The sequence below is a fragment of the Paracoccus sp. Ld10 genome (assembly GCF_045064235.1).
Lineage (GTDB): Bacteria > Pseudomonadota > Alphaproteobacteria > Rhodobacterales > Rhodobacteraceae > Paracoccus.
In genome coordinates, this window is the sequence record NZ_JBISHD010000028.1 from 112,319 (window position 1) to 130,164 (window position 17,846).

Annotated in this window: 8 protein-coding genes; 3 read left to right on the top strand and 5 right to left on the bottom strand. The window is 67.4% G+C overall.

Features of this window, described 5'->3' with window-relative positions:
* Positions 1 to 4: 4 nt before the first annotated feature.
* The 4 genes from ACJJVR_RS11250 to ACJJVR_RS11265 form a co-directional block, all read right to left on the bottom strand.
* Complete coding sequence (locus tag ACJJVR_RS11250) at positions 5 to 907, bottom strand: hypothetical protein (RefSeq protein ID WP_405404611.1); 903 nt, start codon at positions 905 to 907, stop codon at positions 5 to 7.
* The gene (locus ACJJVR_RS11255) at positions 904 to 1,644 is read right to left on the bottom strand and encodes an SDR family NAD(P)-dependent oxidoreductase (protein WP_405404613.1); all 741 of its coding nucleotides are present in this window, start codon (positions 1,642 to 1,644) and stop codon (positions 904 to 906) included. The genes ACJJVR_RS11250 and ACJJVR_RS11255 overlap by 4 nt, the downstream gene beginning before the upstream one ends.
* Positions 1,641 to 3,206: a GMC oxidoreductase gene (locus tag ACJJVR_RS11260; RefSeq protein ID WP_405404615.1), complete on the bottom strand. Its 1,566-nt coding sequence runs from the start codon at positions 3,204 to 3,206 to the stop codon at positions 1,641 to 1,643. The genes ACJJVR_RS11255 and ACJJVR_RS11260 overlap by 4 nt, the downstream gene beginning before the upstream one ends.
* Positions 3,207 to 3,315: 109 nt before the next feature.
* The gene (locus ACJJVR_RS11265; protein WP_405404617.1) at positions 3,316 to 4,737 is read right to left on the bottom strand and encodes a hypothetical protein; all 1,422 of its coding nucleotides are present in this window, start codon (positions 4,735 to 4,737) and stop codon (positions 3,316 to 3,318) included.
* Between the two features lie 158 nt (positions 4,738 to 4,895).
* Between ACJJVR_RS11265 and ACJJVR_RS11270 the strand changes: the two genes are divergently transcribed.
* From ACJJVR_RS11270 to ACJJVR_RS11280, 3 genes are read left to right on the top strand one after another with little or no spacing between them, the layout of a single operon-like run.
* Entirely contained in the window at positions 4,896 to 11,216 is a 6,321-nt protein-coding gene (locus ACJJVR_RS11270; protein WP_405404618.1) for a type I polyketide synthase, read from the top strand.
* Complete coding sequence (locus tag ACJJVR_RS11275) at positions 11,213 to 12,190, top strand: glycosyltransferase family 2 protein (protein ID WP_405404619.1); 978 nt, start codon at positions 11,213 to 11,215, stop codon at positions 12,188 to 12,190. The genes ACJJVR_RS11270 and ACJJVR_RS11275 overlap by 4 nt, the downstream gene beginning before the upstream one ends.
* Positions 12,187 to 16,785, top strand: coding sequence for a MupA/Atu3671 family FMN-dependent luciferase-like monooxygenase (locus tag ACJJVR_RS11280; protein ID WP_405404621.1), 4,599 nt, complete (start codon positions 12,187 to 12,189; stop codon positions 16,783 to 16,785). Before ACJJVR_RS11275 ends, ACJJVR_RS11280 begins: the two co-directional genes overlap by 4 nt.
* A gap of 35 nt (positions 16,786 to 16,820) precedes the next feature.
* Here the strand turns inward: ACJJVR_RS11280 and ACJJVR_RS11285 are convergent, their stop codons facing one another.
* Complete coding sequence (locus tag ACJJVR_RS11285; RefSeq protein WP_405404622.1) at positions 16,821 to 17,816, bottom strand: glycosyltransferase; 996 nt, start codon at positions 17,814 to 17,816, stop codon at positions 16,821 to 16,823.
* Positions 17,817 to 17,846 lie beyond the last annotated feature (30 nt).

Here is a 17,846-nt window from a genome sequence, read left to right on the forward strand (position 1 = left end):
GCTGTCAGTTCCGCCCGGTCTGCATGATGTCCCAGATCCTGTCTGCCGTCACGTCGTATGCGGCGGCGAAATCGGGGTCGATGGTGTCAGGCAGCGTCAGCCCGGACGGCGGCCGCGCGCCGTAGACGTCGGCATAGGTGATCATCGCGGCCAGCAGATAGACCGTTTCGGTTCCGTGCGGGGACAGGTCCGAATAGAGCGCGTCAGGCGCGATGGCCGACAACGGCTTCTCCGACAGCAGACGGGCCATCACGCGCCCGACTGGCAGCAGGCTGATATCCGCATCGGGCCGCACCCCCGCCAGACGCGCGACATAGTCGTCGTACCAGCCGGCATAGCCGTCCTGCGCGTGCTGGTAATACTGTTCCATCTCGCCCGGTTTGGGCGGGAAATCATCGGCAAAGGGGTGCAGGTCGGCCCAGCCTTCATAGATCAGGATCCGCGGCGCGTCGGTATTCTGCGCGACCCAGTCCAGCACCGTCACGGTCGCACCATAAGGGGACTGCCGGTCTGGGTTGTCGCCTGGATACCGTTTGTCGGCCCGGCCGTACTGGATGAAGTTTTCAGGGTTCAGGATGATCGTGTCGAAATCGGCCGTGGCAAACGGTTGATCCGGGTCCCATGCCGGTGTGACAGCGTCAAAGGCCCAGTTCGCGACCGGCGGCAGTTCGGCCGCGAATTCGCGGGGAAACCCGAACCGCCCGTCCAGCGCCAGATCCCGCCCCTCGTGCCGGGCCATGACCGCCAGCCAGTGGGGGACGGTGGTTTCGTCCGTATCGGTCAGGTGGTGGATCAGGCTGTTGCCGAACACGAACACGCGGGCGCTGTCGCGCGCGGATTCGGCCGCGACTGGTGCCTGCACGGACAGGCCCAGGGCGGCGATGGCGGGTAACAGGATATGCTTCATGTCGTCTCTTTCGGGCGGGTCGGTTCCTGGGCCAGAACGATGGGTCGGGCGGCGGGTTTCAAAAGCAGCAGGTCCAGCACGCGACGGCGCAGGGACCGACCCGGCAGGATCTGCCGATCCCCCAAGACGGTCGCACCGTGCAGCGCCGGATCGTCGTTCAGCGCCAGCGATGCCCCCAGACCTGCGATCAGATCGGGGTCGTGTTCCATATCAAGGGCGGGCACCCATTCCGTCACGACGATGCCGGGCAGGCGGATGCCGACCTCGACCGCCAGGGTTCGTGACAGGGTATCGGCACCGGCCTGTGCCGCCGCGAACCCCAGGTTCCCGGGCAAGGGTGGTTGCGGCACGGGCCGGGCAATGGTGACGATGCGGCCGCGCCCCTGCGCGACCATACCCGGCAGGAACGCCGCCGTGACGTTGATCCGCCCGCACAGGTTCACCTGCACCGGGCGGCAGACGTCCTCAGCCCGGGCAGTCAGGAAATCCTGGCGGTGATGGATGGTGGCGGCGTGGATCAGGATGGTCACCGGACCAACCTCTGTCTCGACAGTCTGGGCAAGGTCACGCATGGCCTGCGCGTCGGTCACGTCCCCCTGCACCGTTTGGAACGCGCCCTCGGCCGGGCGGTCCCTGCGCGAAATGCCCCGGACCACGACCCCCTGTGCCGCCAGCCGTCGCGCGATGGCCTGGCCCACACCCGTGCTGCTGCCGGTGACGACGGCGACCGGGGTCATGGCGCGCCCTTCAGGCGTCGCGCCATCGCATCGGCCACGCGCAGGGCGTTCGCCACGATGGTCATGCCCGGGTTCACCCCGGTCGAACTGGGCATGAAGCTGGCATCGGCGACAAACAGGTTGTCCAGGTCATGCGCCTTGCAGTCACGGTCCAACACACCCCGCCGCGGATCGTCCGAAAAGCGCAGCGTACCGCAGGGATGGGCGATGTTCAGTTCGGGAGCATGGCTGAGCCACAGCGACCGCACCCCGCGCAGGCGCCGTTTCAGCAACCGGCGGAACCGCACCCGGCGGGCCAGCAACTCGTCGGACATGCGGTATTCATAGATGATCGTGTCTGGCCGCGCGGGGTCGTGGCGGACGCGGTTATCCTCGTCCGGCAGATCTTCGATGATCCCTGCAAAGACGCGCGCATCGCCCAGCAGCTTGGCCGCGGTCAGCGCGGGCAGGCGCAACAGTTCGTACCCGATGCGCAGGCGACGCAGGGGCGACGCCAGATAGCGCTGGCGCAGCACATAGAGGATATTGCCATAATCAGCAGGTAAGCCAAGGGACTGAAACAGGCCCATCCGATCCGGCCCGTCACGGTAAAGATCGCGCAGCGAGAACGTCTTGAGCGGCCCCGGTGCGCTGGCGGGTGCGTTGCGTGGTGGCCAGATGGCGATACGTTCATTGATGTGGAACATCAGCCCCCGCCCCACCAGACCGCTGGAATTACCACAACCGTCCGGCCAATAGTCGGTCGCCGAGGCCAGCATCAGCCGCGGCGACGACAGGCTGCCCCCGGCAAGGACAAAGGCCCGCGCGGACAGCAGATGCTCTACCCCGTCGCGGCGCACGCGCAGGTGAGTGACGGTTCCGGCGTCACCCTGCAACGACAGCGCGTCGGCACCCTCCAGCACGGCGGCGCGACCGGTGGCCAGCGCAGGCAGCACTCCGGCAGACCGGCCGTCCATCTTGCAGTCGTGGGGGCATTTGCGGCCGATGCATTCGCGACACCCCTCCAGCTGGCGGATGCCCAGATGCGCGCGATAGGGGTGCAGGCCCACCTGGGTCAGCGCCTGGCCCAAGGCCTCGTCGCGCGCGGCAAGGGGTCGGGGGGCGGCCAAGGGGGCCGCAGGTGCACCCAACGGGTCCTGGCTGCCATTCACGGCCATCACGTCGCGGGCACGGTCATACCACGGTGCGAATTCGTCGTATCCTACGGGCCAACCGCCGGTCGGATGCGGCAGATCAGGGAGGGATTCCAAATCATGGCGTTCAGGCTGTTCCATCGCTGCGGCATAGAACACGGACGTGCCACCGACACCGACACCCTGCGCGCCCCACCCGACAGAGGTGGCGCCGTCGACGGTCGATTCCACCGGGACTGGCCAGCACCCGAACATCTGACGCGCAAAAGGATCATCATAGCCACATTCCTGACCGTTTTCAGCCAGACGTGGGCTGCTGGAACCTTTTTCCACGAAGAGCACCGACAGGCCTGCCTCGGCTAGGGCACGGCCGCACAGGCCACCGCCAAGACCGGCGCCGACAATGATGACGTCCCAGGATTTGGTCATGATATCGTCCATGAGATCTCAAATCTGTGGGATGCGACAGGAAACGGGCAATGCGGCCACGGCGTCGACAAAGACGCCATTGCCCCACGATGCGCATGAGCCGGGGCGATCATCCGATCACCGTCTTCATCGCACGACTGGCGGGTTGGGACGCGACGGTGCTCTTGGCAGAGGCCGGCATGCCCCGCGCTGCAAGCCCGGCCAACGCCCCTGCACTGATCCAGGTCAGGGGCGTGACCGTTGCGTTCGGAATGAGGTCGACCAGGCTGGCCGCCATGATCAGGGCCAGACCGCCGGTCCAGCGGCTGACCGCGCCTGACCGTGCCGCCGCCCACAACCGGATCACCGAACCGCACAGCAGACCAAAGATCGACAGGTATCCCGCGATGCCGCTGATGGTCATCACGACAACCCAATACCCGTCGCTGACACTGGTGAACTGTCCCGATACGGGGTCGATCTCCAGATTGCGTCCCCATCCGCCCCAGCCGGCCAGCGGCTTTTGCGATGCACGGTCCAGCAGCACCTGTTCGTTCATGAAGCGGAATTCCAGCGACCGGCCGCGTTCGGCGTCCATCGACAGGGCAAAGTCGCGGATGGCATCGGTGGGCATCACGCCCAGCCACAACGCCAGCGGATAGAGCATCACCACCGCCGCCAGCACCGCGGCGATCCGGACCTGCAGCCGCGGCGAGGTCAGCAGGACCATCGGGACAAGAAGCATCCCGTAGATGATCGAGGCCGCGCTTTTGCACAGCACCAGCACCACCATCAGATAGGCCAGCACGGCGATGTTGCGCATCCGCGCCTGTCGGTTGCCGTCGCGCAGCGCAACGGCGGCGCAGATCACGGCGGTCACGACCAGGATTGCGACCCACAGCCCGTGTTCCAGAAACACCATTGGCCGAAAGCCGCCATAACGAATCGTCTGACTGAAATCATGGGCAAAGAAACCGTAGATCCAGACATTCAGCTGCGGGCTGACCCTGATCTCCAGCAGCATCGGCAGCGAATAGGCCAGCGTCCCCACCGTCAGCGCCACCATCCACGCCCGGACACCATCTGTCGATGACAGCACCAGGTACCCCAGCAGGAAAGGCACCAGCGTGAATGCCGTGTTGATGGTGCCGTTCAACGCATCGAACAGTCCAAGGCCGGGGCGATAGGTGATCCCTTCGATCAGGGGTTCGGGGTTCGTGGCCATCGTCAGCATCGGGGTGACCAGCGCCAGCGCGGTCAGGGCGACGATCCAACCCTCGGGCCGGATCCACGGCACCGGAAACCGGTCACGAAAAATCACCGCCCCCAGCATGGCCGACAGCGCCGGGATCGAGTGTTTGTCCAGCGACGGCACGATCGGCAGGTCGATGCCAACCACCGGCGGCAAAAGCATATACCCCAACAGCGGCACCCAGATCAGTGCCTGACGGGGCGTCAGCCGCGAGAACAGCAGCGCCGCAAAGGCCGGCCATGCTGCCAACATGATCAGCGACAGACTGTTGCCCATGTCCTCTCCCAGCTTGAACGTCACGCTTAAGGGGAACGTTGACGTGAATCCACAGGAATTAGTGTAAATACCAATGCAACATCCCGTCAGCTTTGATAATCATCCGATTGTAAGGTTTCAGTGATGGACTGCTGCCTCTGCCCTGCGCAGGGTTGCCGTGCGGAAGTACAAGGAAGACGGGCTTGACCGATACGCCGACCAACATGCGTGACATTGCCATCGTGGGCTTTGGTGTCGACCTTCCTGGCGCATCCGATCCTGGGCAATATTGGAACAATCTGCGCGATGGGGTCGAATCGATCATTCCGCTGTCGGCAGAGGACCTGCGGGCAGCCGGCGAATCAGAATCGCGTATCCGCCATCCGGATTATGTCCCGTTCGCCGCCCGCCTGGATGGGTTTGATCATTTCGATGCTGAATTCTTTGGCCTCAGCCCCAAGGACGCGGCGGTCATGGACCCGCAGCATCGCAAGTTTCTGGAAACCTGTTGGCATGCGCTGGACCATGCCGGGCACCGGCCCGACAGCCTGGGCGCGGTCGGGGTCTGGGCCGGCTGCGGGATGGGCAGCTATTTTTCAGTCAACATCTGCTCGAACCGCGACCTGGTCGAGGAAACGGGCATGTTCCTGCTGCGCCACACCGGCAACGACAAGGATTTCCTGTCCACCCGCGTCAGCCACATCTTTGACCTGCGCGGCCCAAGCGTGTCGGTGCAGACGGCGTGTTCCACATCGCTGGTGGCGGTCCATTCGGCGTGCCAGGCGCTGCTGTCGGGCGATTGTGACGCGGCCCTTGCCGGGGGTGTCACGATCGAGCTGCCGCAGGGACGCGGTTATATCTACAAGCCGAACGAAATTCTGTCGCCGGACGGCCATTGCCGGGCGTTCGATCACCGCAGTCAGGGTACCGTCTTTGGCAGCGGTGCGGCGGTCGTGCTGTTGCGCCGCCTGTCGGATGCAATCGCGGATGGCGACCATATCTGGGCGGTGATCCGGGGCAGCGCGATCAACAACGACGGCGCGGCCAAGGCTGGCTATCTGGCCCCCTCGGTCGAGGGGCAGGCGGCGGCCATGGCCGAGGCGCATCTGATCGCGGGGGTCGACCCATCGACCATCGATTACGTCGAATGCCACGGCACGGGCACCAGCCTAGGCGACCCGATCGAGGTTGCGGCCCTGGCCGAGGCCTTTGCCCAGGGTCAGGGCGGCGGTCGGACCGGCATCGGTTCGGTCAAGACCAATATCGGCCATACCGACACCGCCGCGGGCACCGCCGGCCTGATCAAGGTCGCGCTGTCGCTGCACCACCGCGAAATCCCGCCCAGCCTGGGATACGAGGCCCCGAACCCGGTCATCGATTTCGATTCCACCCCCTTCCACGTCGTGGCCATGCGCGAACCATGGCCCGCGCATCCGGGTCGTCCGGCCCGGGCGGCGGTCAACTCGCTTGGCGTGGGCGGCACCAATGCGCATGTCGTGGTCGAGGAGGCCCCCCCTGCCCCTGCGTCCGAACCATCCGACTGGCCGGTCCAGCCGCTGATCGTGTCAGGCCGCACCCGCGCCGCGCTGGACGCCAACGCGGCGGCGCTGGCCGCATGGCTGCGCACGCATCCCGATGCCGATCTGGCCGATGTCGGTTTCACCCTGCAACAGGGGCGCAAGCTGTTCGACAAGCGCCGCGTGCTGGTCGCCGCTGACGCGACCGAGGCGGCGGAGTTGCTGGAGAGCGGCAACACGCGCCGCGTCTTCAACCACGACAGGATGTCGGCCGCACCCAAGCCCGCCTTTCTGTTCCCCGGCGGCGGTGCGCAATCGATCCACATGGCCCGTGGCCTGTACGAGACCGAACCCGTCTTCCGCGAATGGATGGACCGCGGTCTGGCCGTGCTGGAACGTCTGACCGACCGCGACCCGCGCGCGCTGTGGCTGCCCGAACCGGGTCAGGAACAGGCCGCGACCGAGGCGTTGAACCGCCCTTCGGTCCAACTGCCGCTGATCATGATCGTCGAATACGCGCTGGCGCAGCTGTGGATCAGCTGGGGCGCAGTCCCGCAGGCCCTGGCCGGTCATTCGATGGGAGAGAACACCGCCGCCTGCCTGGCCGGGGTGATCGGGTTCGACGACTGCATCGCGCTGGTGGAACTGCGCGGACGCCTGTTCGACCGCATCGCGCCTGGCGGCATGCTCAGCGTGCCCCTGCCGGCGGCAGAGCTGATGGCCGAGGCGGGCGGTGATCTGGACCTGGCCTGCGACAACGCGCCCGGCCTGTCCGTGGTGTCGGGCCCCCGCGACCCGATCGACGCGCTGCAGGCGGCGCTGGTCGCGCGCGGCATCGACTGTCAGCGCGTCGCGATCGACATCGCCGCCCATTCGCGGATGCTGGAACCGATCCTGCCGGAATTCGAGGCGTTCCTGCGCAGCATTCCGCTGTCAGCGCCGCGCATCCCGATCCTGTCGAACCGCACCGGCACCTGGATGACCGACGCACAGGCCACCGATCCGCGGTACTGGGTCGACCACCTGCGCCACCATGTCGATTTTGCGGGCTGCATCGCCACGCTGCGCGAAGATCCCGCCCGCCTGTTCGTCGAGGTCGGCCCCGGCCGCGCCATGTCGGCGCTGGCACAGGCCAATGGCGCATTGCCCGACCGGGTGGTCAGCACGCTGCGCCATCCCGACCATGCGATCGACGACGATGCATTCTTCCTGAACGCATTCGCGCGGCTGTCCGCAGCGGGTCTGGCCCTGGACTGGTCGCCCATCTGGGGAGAGGGTCGCCGCCGTGTGCCCCTGCCAGGCTATGTCTTTCAGACCAAACGCTATTTCATCGAACCGGCATCGTCCGACGCATCCTATGCCACGACCGACGATGCGCCGCTGGCCATCCCGGAATCGCAAGGCTGGGCATGGCGCCCGTCCTGGCGGCTGTCCGCGCCCGACATCGAACTGGGTGCCGATGGCCGGCCACAGGGCGCGCCCGAACGCTGGCTGATCCTGGCGGACGAGACGGGCCTTGCCGAACGTGTTGGCGCGCAACTGCGCGATGCCGGGAACGAGGTGATCTGGCTGCGCCCGGGCGATTGCTTTGCGCAGACGGGCGAATCCGATTTCATCGTCGCGCCCGAAAACGGCGCGTCCGATTTCGAATTGTTGATCGCCGCGCTGGTGGCGCAGAACCGGTTGCCGCAGCGGATCGTCAGTTTCTGGCTGGTGCCCGATGCCGGTCGCCAGGGCGCGCGGGCGGGCTTCAGCGCGTTTCACCGGCATCTGGAACAGGGTTTCAACACCGCGCTGCACCTGATCCGCGCGCTGGCCAACGAAGGCGGCGGACAAGAGGTCGATTTCGTCGCCGTCACATCGGACGCGGCGCGCGTGGGAACCGAACGGATAGGCGCACCGGAAAAGGCCACCATCCTGGGGCCGCTGGCCGTGGGCCTGCGCGAATTCCCGTGGCTGTCGGCGCGCAGCATCGACGTGCAGACGCGCGGCGATCAGACCGCGCTGGCCCATCGTCTGGTCGAGGATCTGCTGGACCCCGCCCCCCCGGCGCGCGCCGCATGGCGTGACGGGCGGCGCCTGGCGCGCCACCTGGTGCCTGCGACGCTGCCCGAACCGGACGCCGCACCGACATTCGGTCCGGGACGGGTGGTGCTGATCACAGGCGGCCTGGGCGGCATCGCGCTGACCCTGGCGCGCCATATCAGCGCGCAGGGCGCGGCGGTGGCGTTGCTGACGCGCCGTCCGCTGCCGCCCGAAGACGAATGGGACGCCCGTATCGCGGCCGATCCCGCCCATCGTCAGGCCCGTCAGATGACGGCACTGCGCGACCTGCGCGCGGGTGGTGCGACCATCGCGGTCGAGGCTGCGGACGTCACCGATGCCGAGGCGCTGTCACGCGCCGTGGCCGCCCTGCGCGCCAAACTGGGGCCGATCACCGATCTGATCCATGCCGCGGGCGTCGTCGACGATGCGCCGATGCTGGCCAAGTCCAGCGCCGGAATAGAGGACGTGCTGGCCCCCAAGGTTCACGGCACCCGCAACCTGGCGATGGTTCTGGCCGCGCATCCGGTTCAGCGCACCGTGCTGTTCTCGTCGACCTCGACAGAGATCGCAGCGACCGGACAGGTCGATTACGTCGCGGCCAACGAATACCTGAATGCCGTCGCCGGGGCCGGCATTGCCGCCTTTGGTCAGGTCGTCTCGCTGAACTGGGGGATCTGGGCCGATATCGGCATGGCCGCCGATGCACTGTCGGGGCGGCGCGACGAACCTGCACCGGTGCCCGTCGATCAGCCGCTGCTGTCGACGCATACGCGTCAGGACGCGGTTGACCGCTTTGGCGGCAAACTGTCGGCGACGGACTGGATCATCGCCGAACACCGCACCCGCGACGGCGTGGCCCTGATGCCCGGCACCGGTACCATCGAACTGGCGGCGCAGGCGCTGCAGGCGGCGGGGCGCAAGGCACCCTGGGCCCTGCGCGATCTGACCTTCCTGGACCCGCTGACGGTCGAGGATGGCGGTACCCGCGATTTCCGCGTGACCCTGACGCCGGGGCAGGAAAGCACCGCTTTCCTGGTCGAGGCCGATTTCGGCCAAGGTCCGGTCGCCGTGGCCGAGGCCAGCGTCACCACCGCCGAACCCGCGCGCGCACCGCTGGACCTGCTGGCGCTGACGGCGCGGATGCGGGTCGACCGTGCGCCCATCGGCCATGCCCTGGAATCCGCGCAGGAGGGCCAGATGGCCTTTGGCCCGCGCTGGCGCGTTCTGCAGGCCACGTGGATGGGCGATGGACAGGGTCTGGCGCAGCTGCGGCTGCCCGATGCGGCGCTGGCGGATCTGGAGCGCGGTTTCGTGTTGCACCCTGCGTTGATGGACATCGCGACAGGCTGGGCGATGGACCTGATCCCCGGCTATGACCGGGCGCAGCTGTGGGTGCCACTGTCCTATCGGGCGCTGACCATGCACGCACCGCTGCCCGCCGCCGTTGCCAGCCTTGTCACGCTGGCCAATGCGTCGGACGGCTATGCCAGCTTTGACGTGACGCTGACCGATCCGCAGGGCCGCATCCTGGTCGAGGTTCAGGGGCTGACCCTGCGCCGTCTGGACGCCGCCCCGGCGCTGCGGCTGGCGATGCGTGGGCCCGACATGGCGCAACCCGCACGGCCTGGACAGGAACGGTTGGCGCGCATGGTCGCGCAGGGCATTCCGCCCGCACGCGGAGCCGTGCTGCTGGAACTGGCGCTGCGGGCCGGGCTGCCACAGATCGCCATCTCCAGCATGGACCTGCCGCAGCTGATCGCGCACGAGACCCGCAACAGCCGCGCGCGCGCCGCCGGTGCCAGCACGAGTTTCGAGCGTCCGGATCTGGACAGCGACTATGTCGAACCGCGGACCGATCTGGAACGCAGCATCGCGGGGTTCTTTCGCGATCTGCTGGGCGTGCAGCAGGTGGGTGTCGACGACGGGTTCTTTGACCTTGGCGGCCATTCGCTGATTGCGGTGCGGCTGTTCGCGATGATCCGCAAAGCCTATACGGTTGATCTGCCGCTGGCGACGTTGTTCGAGGCCCCGAACGTGGCGGCCCTGGCGGCCCTGATAGAGGCACGGATCGGACCGCGCACCGACGCGACCCCCGGCCAGGTCGTGCCGCTGGCACAGACGGCCAGCTTCACCCATCTGGTCCCGATGAGCCAGGGCGCCGCCGGGGGTGGCACGCCGCTGTTCATCGTCGCGGGCATGTTCGGCAACGTGCTGAACCTGCGGGCGCTGGCACAGCGCCTGTCGCCCGATCGTCCGGTCTGGGGCCTGCAGGCCCGCGGCCTGTTCGGCGACGCCGACCCGCACCGGACCCTGGCCGAGGCCGCCGCCAGCTGCATCGAGGAGATCCGTCAGATCCAGCCGCAGGGGCCCTATCTGGTCGCGGGCTTTTCCGGCGGCGGCCTGACCGCGCTGGAGATCGCGCGTCAGTTGCAGGCGGGCGACGAACACATTGCGCGACTGGTCATGCTGGACACGCCCGTGCCCATGCGCCCGACCCTGTCCCGCAAGGACCGCCTGATGATCCGCATGGCCGAAATCCGGCGTGAAGGTCCGGGCTTTGCCTCGCGCTGGTTGCGCGAACGGATGGCCTATGAACGCGCGCGCCGCCAGCAGGTGCCGCAGGCCGATTCCGCGGGTTTCCATAACGCCGCGATCCATACGGCATTTCTGGGCGCGCTGCCGCAGTTCGACATGCAGGTCTGGAACGGCCCGGTGACCCTGTACCGACCGCGGCTGGACCGGCAGTTCACGGTGTCGGGCGGAATGCATGTCAGCACTGCCCGTGAATATGTGTTCGAAGACAACCTTTGGTCGCCGTGGATGCCTGATCTGTCCGTGGTCGAGGTGCCCGGCGATCACGATTCGATGGTGCTGGAGCCCTGCGTCAGGGTCCTGGCCGACTGGATGCGCAAGGATCTGGCGCAGAGCGACAAGACGATGGTCCGGAGGGCCGCAGAATGAGCGTTGGTACCGTGCACGTCATCATTCTGAACTGGCGCAGTGCCCAGATGTCGCTGCGCGCGGCCAAAGCCGCCATCACCGCGATGGATGGGATCGACGGCGTTGTTTCCTTGGTCGACAACGACTCCGGCGACGGCAGCTTTGAAGAGATGAGCCAGCACGCGGCGGATCGCGGCTGGACTGAGGGCGGTCGCCTGCGGGTGTTGCAATCGGGCCATAACGGCGGCTTCGGTGCCGGCAACAACGCGGCGCTGCGCGTGCCCCCGGACCGGCCCTGCGATCTGGTTCTGTTCGTGAATTCGGACGCGTTCCTGGAGCCGGATACGATCGCACGCATGCGGACGCACATGCTGACACATCCTGATATCGGGTTGTTGGGATGTCGCGTTCTGGGTGAACACGGCAATCATCACACCACCCATTTCCGCTTTCCCTCAGCGGCCGGCGAACTGGAGGATGCGGCCCGGACCGGGCCGATTTCGCGCCTGCTGGCGCGCCATGTCGTGACATTGCCGATGCCGCCGGTCGCGGCACCGGTGGATTGGGCCGCAGGTGCCGCCCTGATGATCCGCAGCGATGTCCTGAATTCGATCGGCGGCTTTGACGAGGCGTATTTCCTGTATTTCGAGGAAACGGACCTGTGCCTGCGCGCGGCGAAGGCGGGCTGGCCCACGCATTACTTGCCCGACGCCTCCGTGATGCACATCGGATCGGTCAGCACCGGCATGCGGGAATGGACCCTGCCGCCTGACTACTGGTTCGCCTCGCGCGAACATTACTATCGCAAGAACCACGGGCGCCCCTATGCAGTCGTGGCAATGCTGGCCCATCTGGCGGGCCTGACGATCCGACGCCTGCGCGCGCTTGGACGTGACGACCAGACCTTGCCCAGGGGGCAGGCGCGCGCGCTGATCCGCCACGCGCTGGCCCCAAGTCGACCCCGCCAGATTTTCCGACCCGGAGACAGACCTTGACCCAGCTTGATTTCGCACTGATCGGAAACGCCTCGCTTGCGCTGGAGGCGGCGCGGACCCTTATCGGGCGCGGCCATATCCTGCGCTCGTTCACGGTCGAGGATCCGGCCCTGGCCGCGGCGGCGCGGGCACAGGGCCTGCCGGTGGGCCCGGTTGTGGAATGCGACTATATTCTCAGCGTGGCGAACCTGACGGTCATTCCGGCACAGACGCTGGCCCTCGCTCAGCGGGGGGCGATCAATTTCCACGACGGCCCGCTGCCGGAACGGGCGGGACTGAACGCCCCGATCTGGGCGCTGCTGGATGGCGCCGACAGCCACGCGATCACCTGGCACCGCATCGGCGGCGGTGTGGACGAAGGTCCGGTCCTGCTGCGCGTACCGGTGCAGATCGCGTCCGACGATACCGCCCTGACCCTGAACGCCCGTTGCTGGGAGGCCGCGCTGAGCAGCCTGCCCACCCTGATCGACATGCTGGAACGTGGCGACGACCAGGGGTCGGTGCAACCGCACGCGCCACTGAAACGGCACATGCGGATCGACCGCCCGGCCGGTACGGCGACGCTGGACCTGGCGCAGGACGCGAACGGCCTGGCGCGGCTGGTCCGCGCGCTGGATCACGGCCCCTACTGGAATCCGATGCTGCGCCCGCGGCTGCGCACGGAACGCGGCATTCTGCTGGTGGGCGGCGCGGAACCTGCCCCCGGCAATCCGTCGGCCCAGCCCGGACAGGTGTTGCAGGTCGGGGAACACGCCATCGTTGTCGCCACGGCGCAGGGCGGCGCGCTGCGTCTGTCCGATCTGCACGGCACAGATGGACAGGCGGCGGCGCATGGCCTCTCGGTGGGGGACCACCTGCCGACTGGCCTCACCGATCCGACATTGGACGCAGCTATCCGCGCCGCGGCCCGTGACGAGCCGTTCTGGCGCAAACGCATGGCGCGCCTTGCCCCCGTGGCCGTCCCCGAGGCCGCGCTGTCGGACGCCCCTCCGGATTGGCAGGCGGATGGTCTGACGCTGGCACGTCCGCTGCCCGCCGCAATGATCCTGGCCGCGATGGTGGGCGCGCTGGTGCGAATGACGGGATCGACCACCTTTGACATCGGGCTGGCGCCGCATCTGCCGGACAGCGTGCGTGATCACATGCTGGGCTATCGTCCGCTGACCGTCGATGCTGACGACCAGACGCTGGAATCGTTGGCGGCGACGCTGGATCGCGACCGTGGCGCATTGCTGGACCGCGCACCGGTACAGGCCGACCTGATCGCGCGCGCACCGGAACTGGGGCGTCCGGGCACCCCCGGCCTGATCCTGGCCGCAGGGCCGCAGGATGCGCCGACCGGGGCCGCAATCTGCGTGGCGTTGGCGGACGCAGACCAGTCCCGGGTGCAGGTCTGGTGGGACCGCGCGCGCCTGTCGCAGGCCGCATGGCGTGCCATTGCCAACGTCACCGAGGCTTTGGCCGCTGCCGATCCGTCCCTGCCGCTGGACAAGGCTCCGACCCTGTCGGACCATGACGCGGCGACCGTGGCCCGCGACGACCGCGATGCAGGCCCCGACGCACCCGCGACGATCCAGGACGCCTTTGCGGCGCAGGTCGCGCGGCGACCCGAGGCCGACGCGCTGATCTTTCGCGGAGAACGGCTGAGCTATGCCCAGTTGGACCAGCGCGCGACCCATCTGGCACGACAGCTGGCGGCGATGGGCGTCGGACCGGGCGTGCCCGTGGGCCTGTTTGCACCCCGCGGGCTGGGACTGGTCGTCGGCGCGCTGGCGATCCTCAAGGCGGGCGGCGCCTATGTGCCGCTGGACCCCGACTATCCGGCGGACCGGCTGCAGCATTATATCGCCGACAGTGGCGCGCCCGTGGTCGTGGTCGACCCCGCGATCCTGTCGCGCCTGCCCGCGCATCAGGCACGTGTGCTGCCGCTGGACGCCAAGGGTCTAGAGGCCGACCCGCAGCCCGCATCAGCGCAGGATCTGGCCTATCTGATCTATACCTCCGGCTCGACCGGGACGCCCAAGGGGGTCATGGTCGAACACCGCAACGTGGTGAACTTCTTTGCCGGAATGGACCGGTCGCTGGCCTCGCCCGAACCGGGCACATGGCTGGCGGTCACCAGCCTGTCGTTCGACATCTCTGTGCTGGAGATCTTCTGGACGCTGACGCGCGGCTGGAAGGTCGTGGTTGCGGGCGACCTGCTGGGCGCCGCCGCTGCTGCGACAGAGCCCGCGACCGGCAGCCGTCAGGGCATGCAGATGTCGTTGTACTATTGGGGCAATGACGACGGCGCGGGCCCCAAGAAATACGAACTGCTGCTGGAGGGCGCGAAATTTGCCGACCGGCATGGCTTTGTCGCCGTCTGGACGCCAGAGCGGCATTTCCATGCGTTCGGCGGCCCCTATCCCAACCCTTCGGTCACCGGGGCGGCTGTGGCGGCGGTTACGCAGAACATAGCGGTGCGCGCAGGGTCATGCGTGGGCCCCCTGCACCACCCCGCCCGCATCGCCGAGGAATGGGCGGTCATCGACAACCTGACCAACGGATGCAGCGGTATCGCGGTGGCATCGGGCTGGCAGCCGGACGATTTCGTGCTGCGCCCCCAAAACACGCCCCCCGCCAACAAGCCCGCGATGTTGCAGACGATCGACCAGGTCCGACGGCTGTGGCGCGGCGAGGCGGTGGAATTTCCGCGTGCCGACGGCACCCCGTTTGCGGTCGTGACCCAACCCCGGCCGGTGTCGGCCGAACTGCCGATCTGGGTGACCACCGCCGGAAACCCCGAAACCTGGCGCGAGGCCGGGCGGCTTGGCGCGAACGTCCTGACCCATCTTCTGGGGCAGAGCATGGACGACATTGCCGCGCGCATTCCTGAATATCACGCGGCCCTGCGGGGGGCGGGACACGACCCGGCCGATTTCACCGTCACGCTGATGCTGCACAGCTATCTGGCCGACACGCGCGAGGCCGCGATGGAGGTCGCCCGCGAACCGATGAAGGACTACCTTCGCGCGGCTGCCGCGCTGGTCAAGCAATATGCCTGGGCGTTCCCCGCGTTCAAAAAGCCCGCGGGCGTGACGGACGCCATGTCGCTGGACCTGTCCAACCTGGACGCGGACGAGATGGAGGGCATTCTGGATTTCGCCTTCCTGCGCTATTTCAACGACAGCGGCCTGTTCGGGACGGTGGATGACGCCGAAGCGCGGATCGCGGCCCTGCGCAGGATCGGCGTGACCGAGATCGCGTGCCTGATCGATTTTGGCATCGCACCGTCGATGGTTCTGGACAGCCTGCGGCATCTGGCGGTGCTGCATGACCGCGTGAACCCGGTCGTGACAGAGGTTGCCGATTACGGCATCGCGGCCCAGATCACGCGTCATCAGGTCACGCATCTGCAGGCCACCCCGTCGATGGCGCGCCTGCTGCTGGAGGACGCGCCGTCACGCGCAGCGATGGCAGGGCTGAAGACGATCGCCCTGGGGGGAGAGGCGCTGAGCCAAGGCCTGCTGGCCGATCTGCGGGGCAACGGGGCTGCGCGCGTGCTGAACATGTACGGCCCGACCGAGACGACGATCTGGTCCGCGGTCGCCGATTTGGGGACGCAGGCCGACGACGTCTGGCTGGGCGATCCTATCGCCGCGACCAGCCTGCACCTGCGCGATCCGCAGGGAGAGGCGGTGGCCGACGGCGTTGCGGGTGAATTGTGGATCGGCGGGGCGGGTGTCACGCGCGGTTACTGGAACCGTCAGGCACAGACCGATGCGGCCTTTCCTCAGACCGCGCAGGGACGGCTGTACCGCACCGGCGATCTGTGCCGGCGCGACAGCACCGGACGCCTGCGGTTTCTGGGTCGCATCGACCAGCAGGTCAAACTGCGCGGCTATCGGATCGAACTGGGAGAGATCGAAACCCGCCTTGCCCGTCTGCCCGGTGTCCGCGACGTCGCCGTCGTGGCCAAGGGTCAGGGGCCGGGCGACCGCCAGCTGATCGGCTATGCCACCGGAGAGGCGCTGGACGGTGCGGCCTTGCGCGCAGCACTGTCACGCGAGTTGCCCGATTTCATGGTGCCGCTGCAAATCCATGTCCTGCCGGAAATGCCGTTGACACCCAACCGCAAGATCGACCGCAAGGCCCTGGCGGCGACAGACGCCACGCCACCGGTCCGGGTTGCAACGCCGCCGGTCGCCAGGACCGCACCTGCCGCGCCGGTTGCCACGTCGATGCCAGAGGTCCAGGACCTGCAATCGCGGATCGGCGAGATCATGGCGCGCATCCTGGGCCTGCCGGAGGTCCGTGAGGACGACAACTTCTTCCAGCTGGGGGGGCATTCACTGCTGGCGGTGCAGCTGCATCGGACCATCCGGGACGAACTTGCGGTAACCCGCAGTTCGATCACGGACATCTTTCGGTTCCCCGTGCTGCGCGATCTTGCGACACATCTGGGCGGCGCACGGACGGCGACAGTCGCCCCCGTCATCGCTGCACCGGCACCCGGACCGGAAACCGGCCAACCGGCCCCGGCGGTGGCGGCGGGCGACATGATGGCCGCGCGCCGGGCGTTGCGCGCACGCATGCGGCCCACGGGTCAGAACTGACCCGCGATGCGTCGGGCGGGAAACCGGCCGACGCGCTATTTGTATTCGATCAGCATGCCCCGACGATTGCGCAGCCGGTTCAGATAGAACTGGACCGCGCCCAATGCCTCGGGGAACTTGCCCAACAGCGTATAGACCGCCCGCTTGCGTCCCAGACGCGACGATAACCGTGCAACCTGCAACGGATAGACCAGCAGCAGCGCCAGCATGACCGGATGCACCAACAGCGCGCCCAAAACGGCAATGATCGGCAGGGCCAGACCCCAGATCAGCGCGCGCCGCGTTTCCGCAACCCAATGGCGTTCGGGCGCGGCGCCGTGAAGGGCCGCGCCTTCGGCAAAGGCGTGACCGGCGCGCTTGCTGCGCCGCCACCATTGTCCAAATCGGGTGATGTCGGCGTCATGCAACGTCATCTCGACCGGCAGTCGGCGGATACGCCACCCTGCCGCGCGCAGTCGCACACACATCTCAGGCTCTTCTCCGGCGATCAGCGATTCGCGGAACCCGCCCACGGCGCGGATCGCGTCATGGCGTATCAGCATGTCCCCCCCGACGGCGCGCGCCTCTCCGACAGGCGTGTCCCATTCAAGGTCGCAAAGCCAGTTATAGACGGACCGCTCTGGGAACAGCTCCCTGCGACGGCCGGCGACAACGGCGAGCTCGGGCGCGTCCTGCAGGGTCCGAACGGCGGCAGGCAGCCATTCCGGCTGAAGGATGCAGTCGCCGTCGATGAACTGGATAAAATCGGTCGGATCCGTGGCAGCGGCACGCAGCCCGAAATTGCGGGCACGGGCCGCGGTAAATGGCAATGCCATGTCCAGCTGGACGACCTGAACGCCCAAGCCTTTTGCAAATTCGGCGCTGCCGTCAGTTGATCCCGAATCGACATAGACAATCCGGGACAACTGCTGCGACAAGGCCCGCAGGCAGGCCTGCAGGCGCGTGCCCTCGTTTCGTCCAATGACGATCGCGGTGACGGGATATTGCGGGAAAGATGTGTCGGAAGGTGCGGACAAGTCGATCTGCTTCATGCAATGTGCTTTTTGATATGATACGAAACG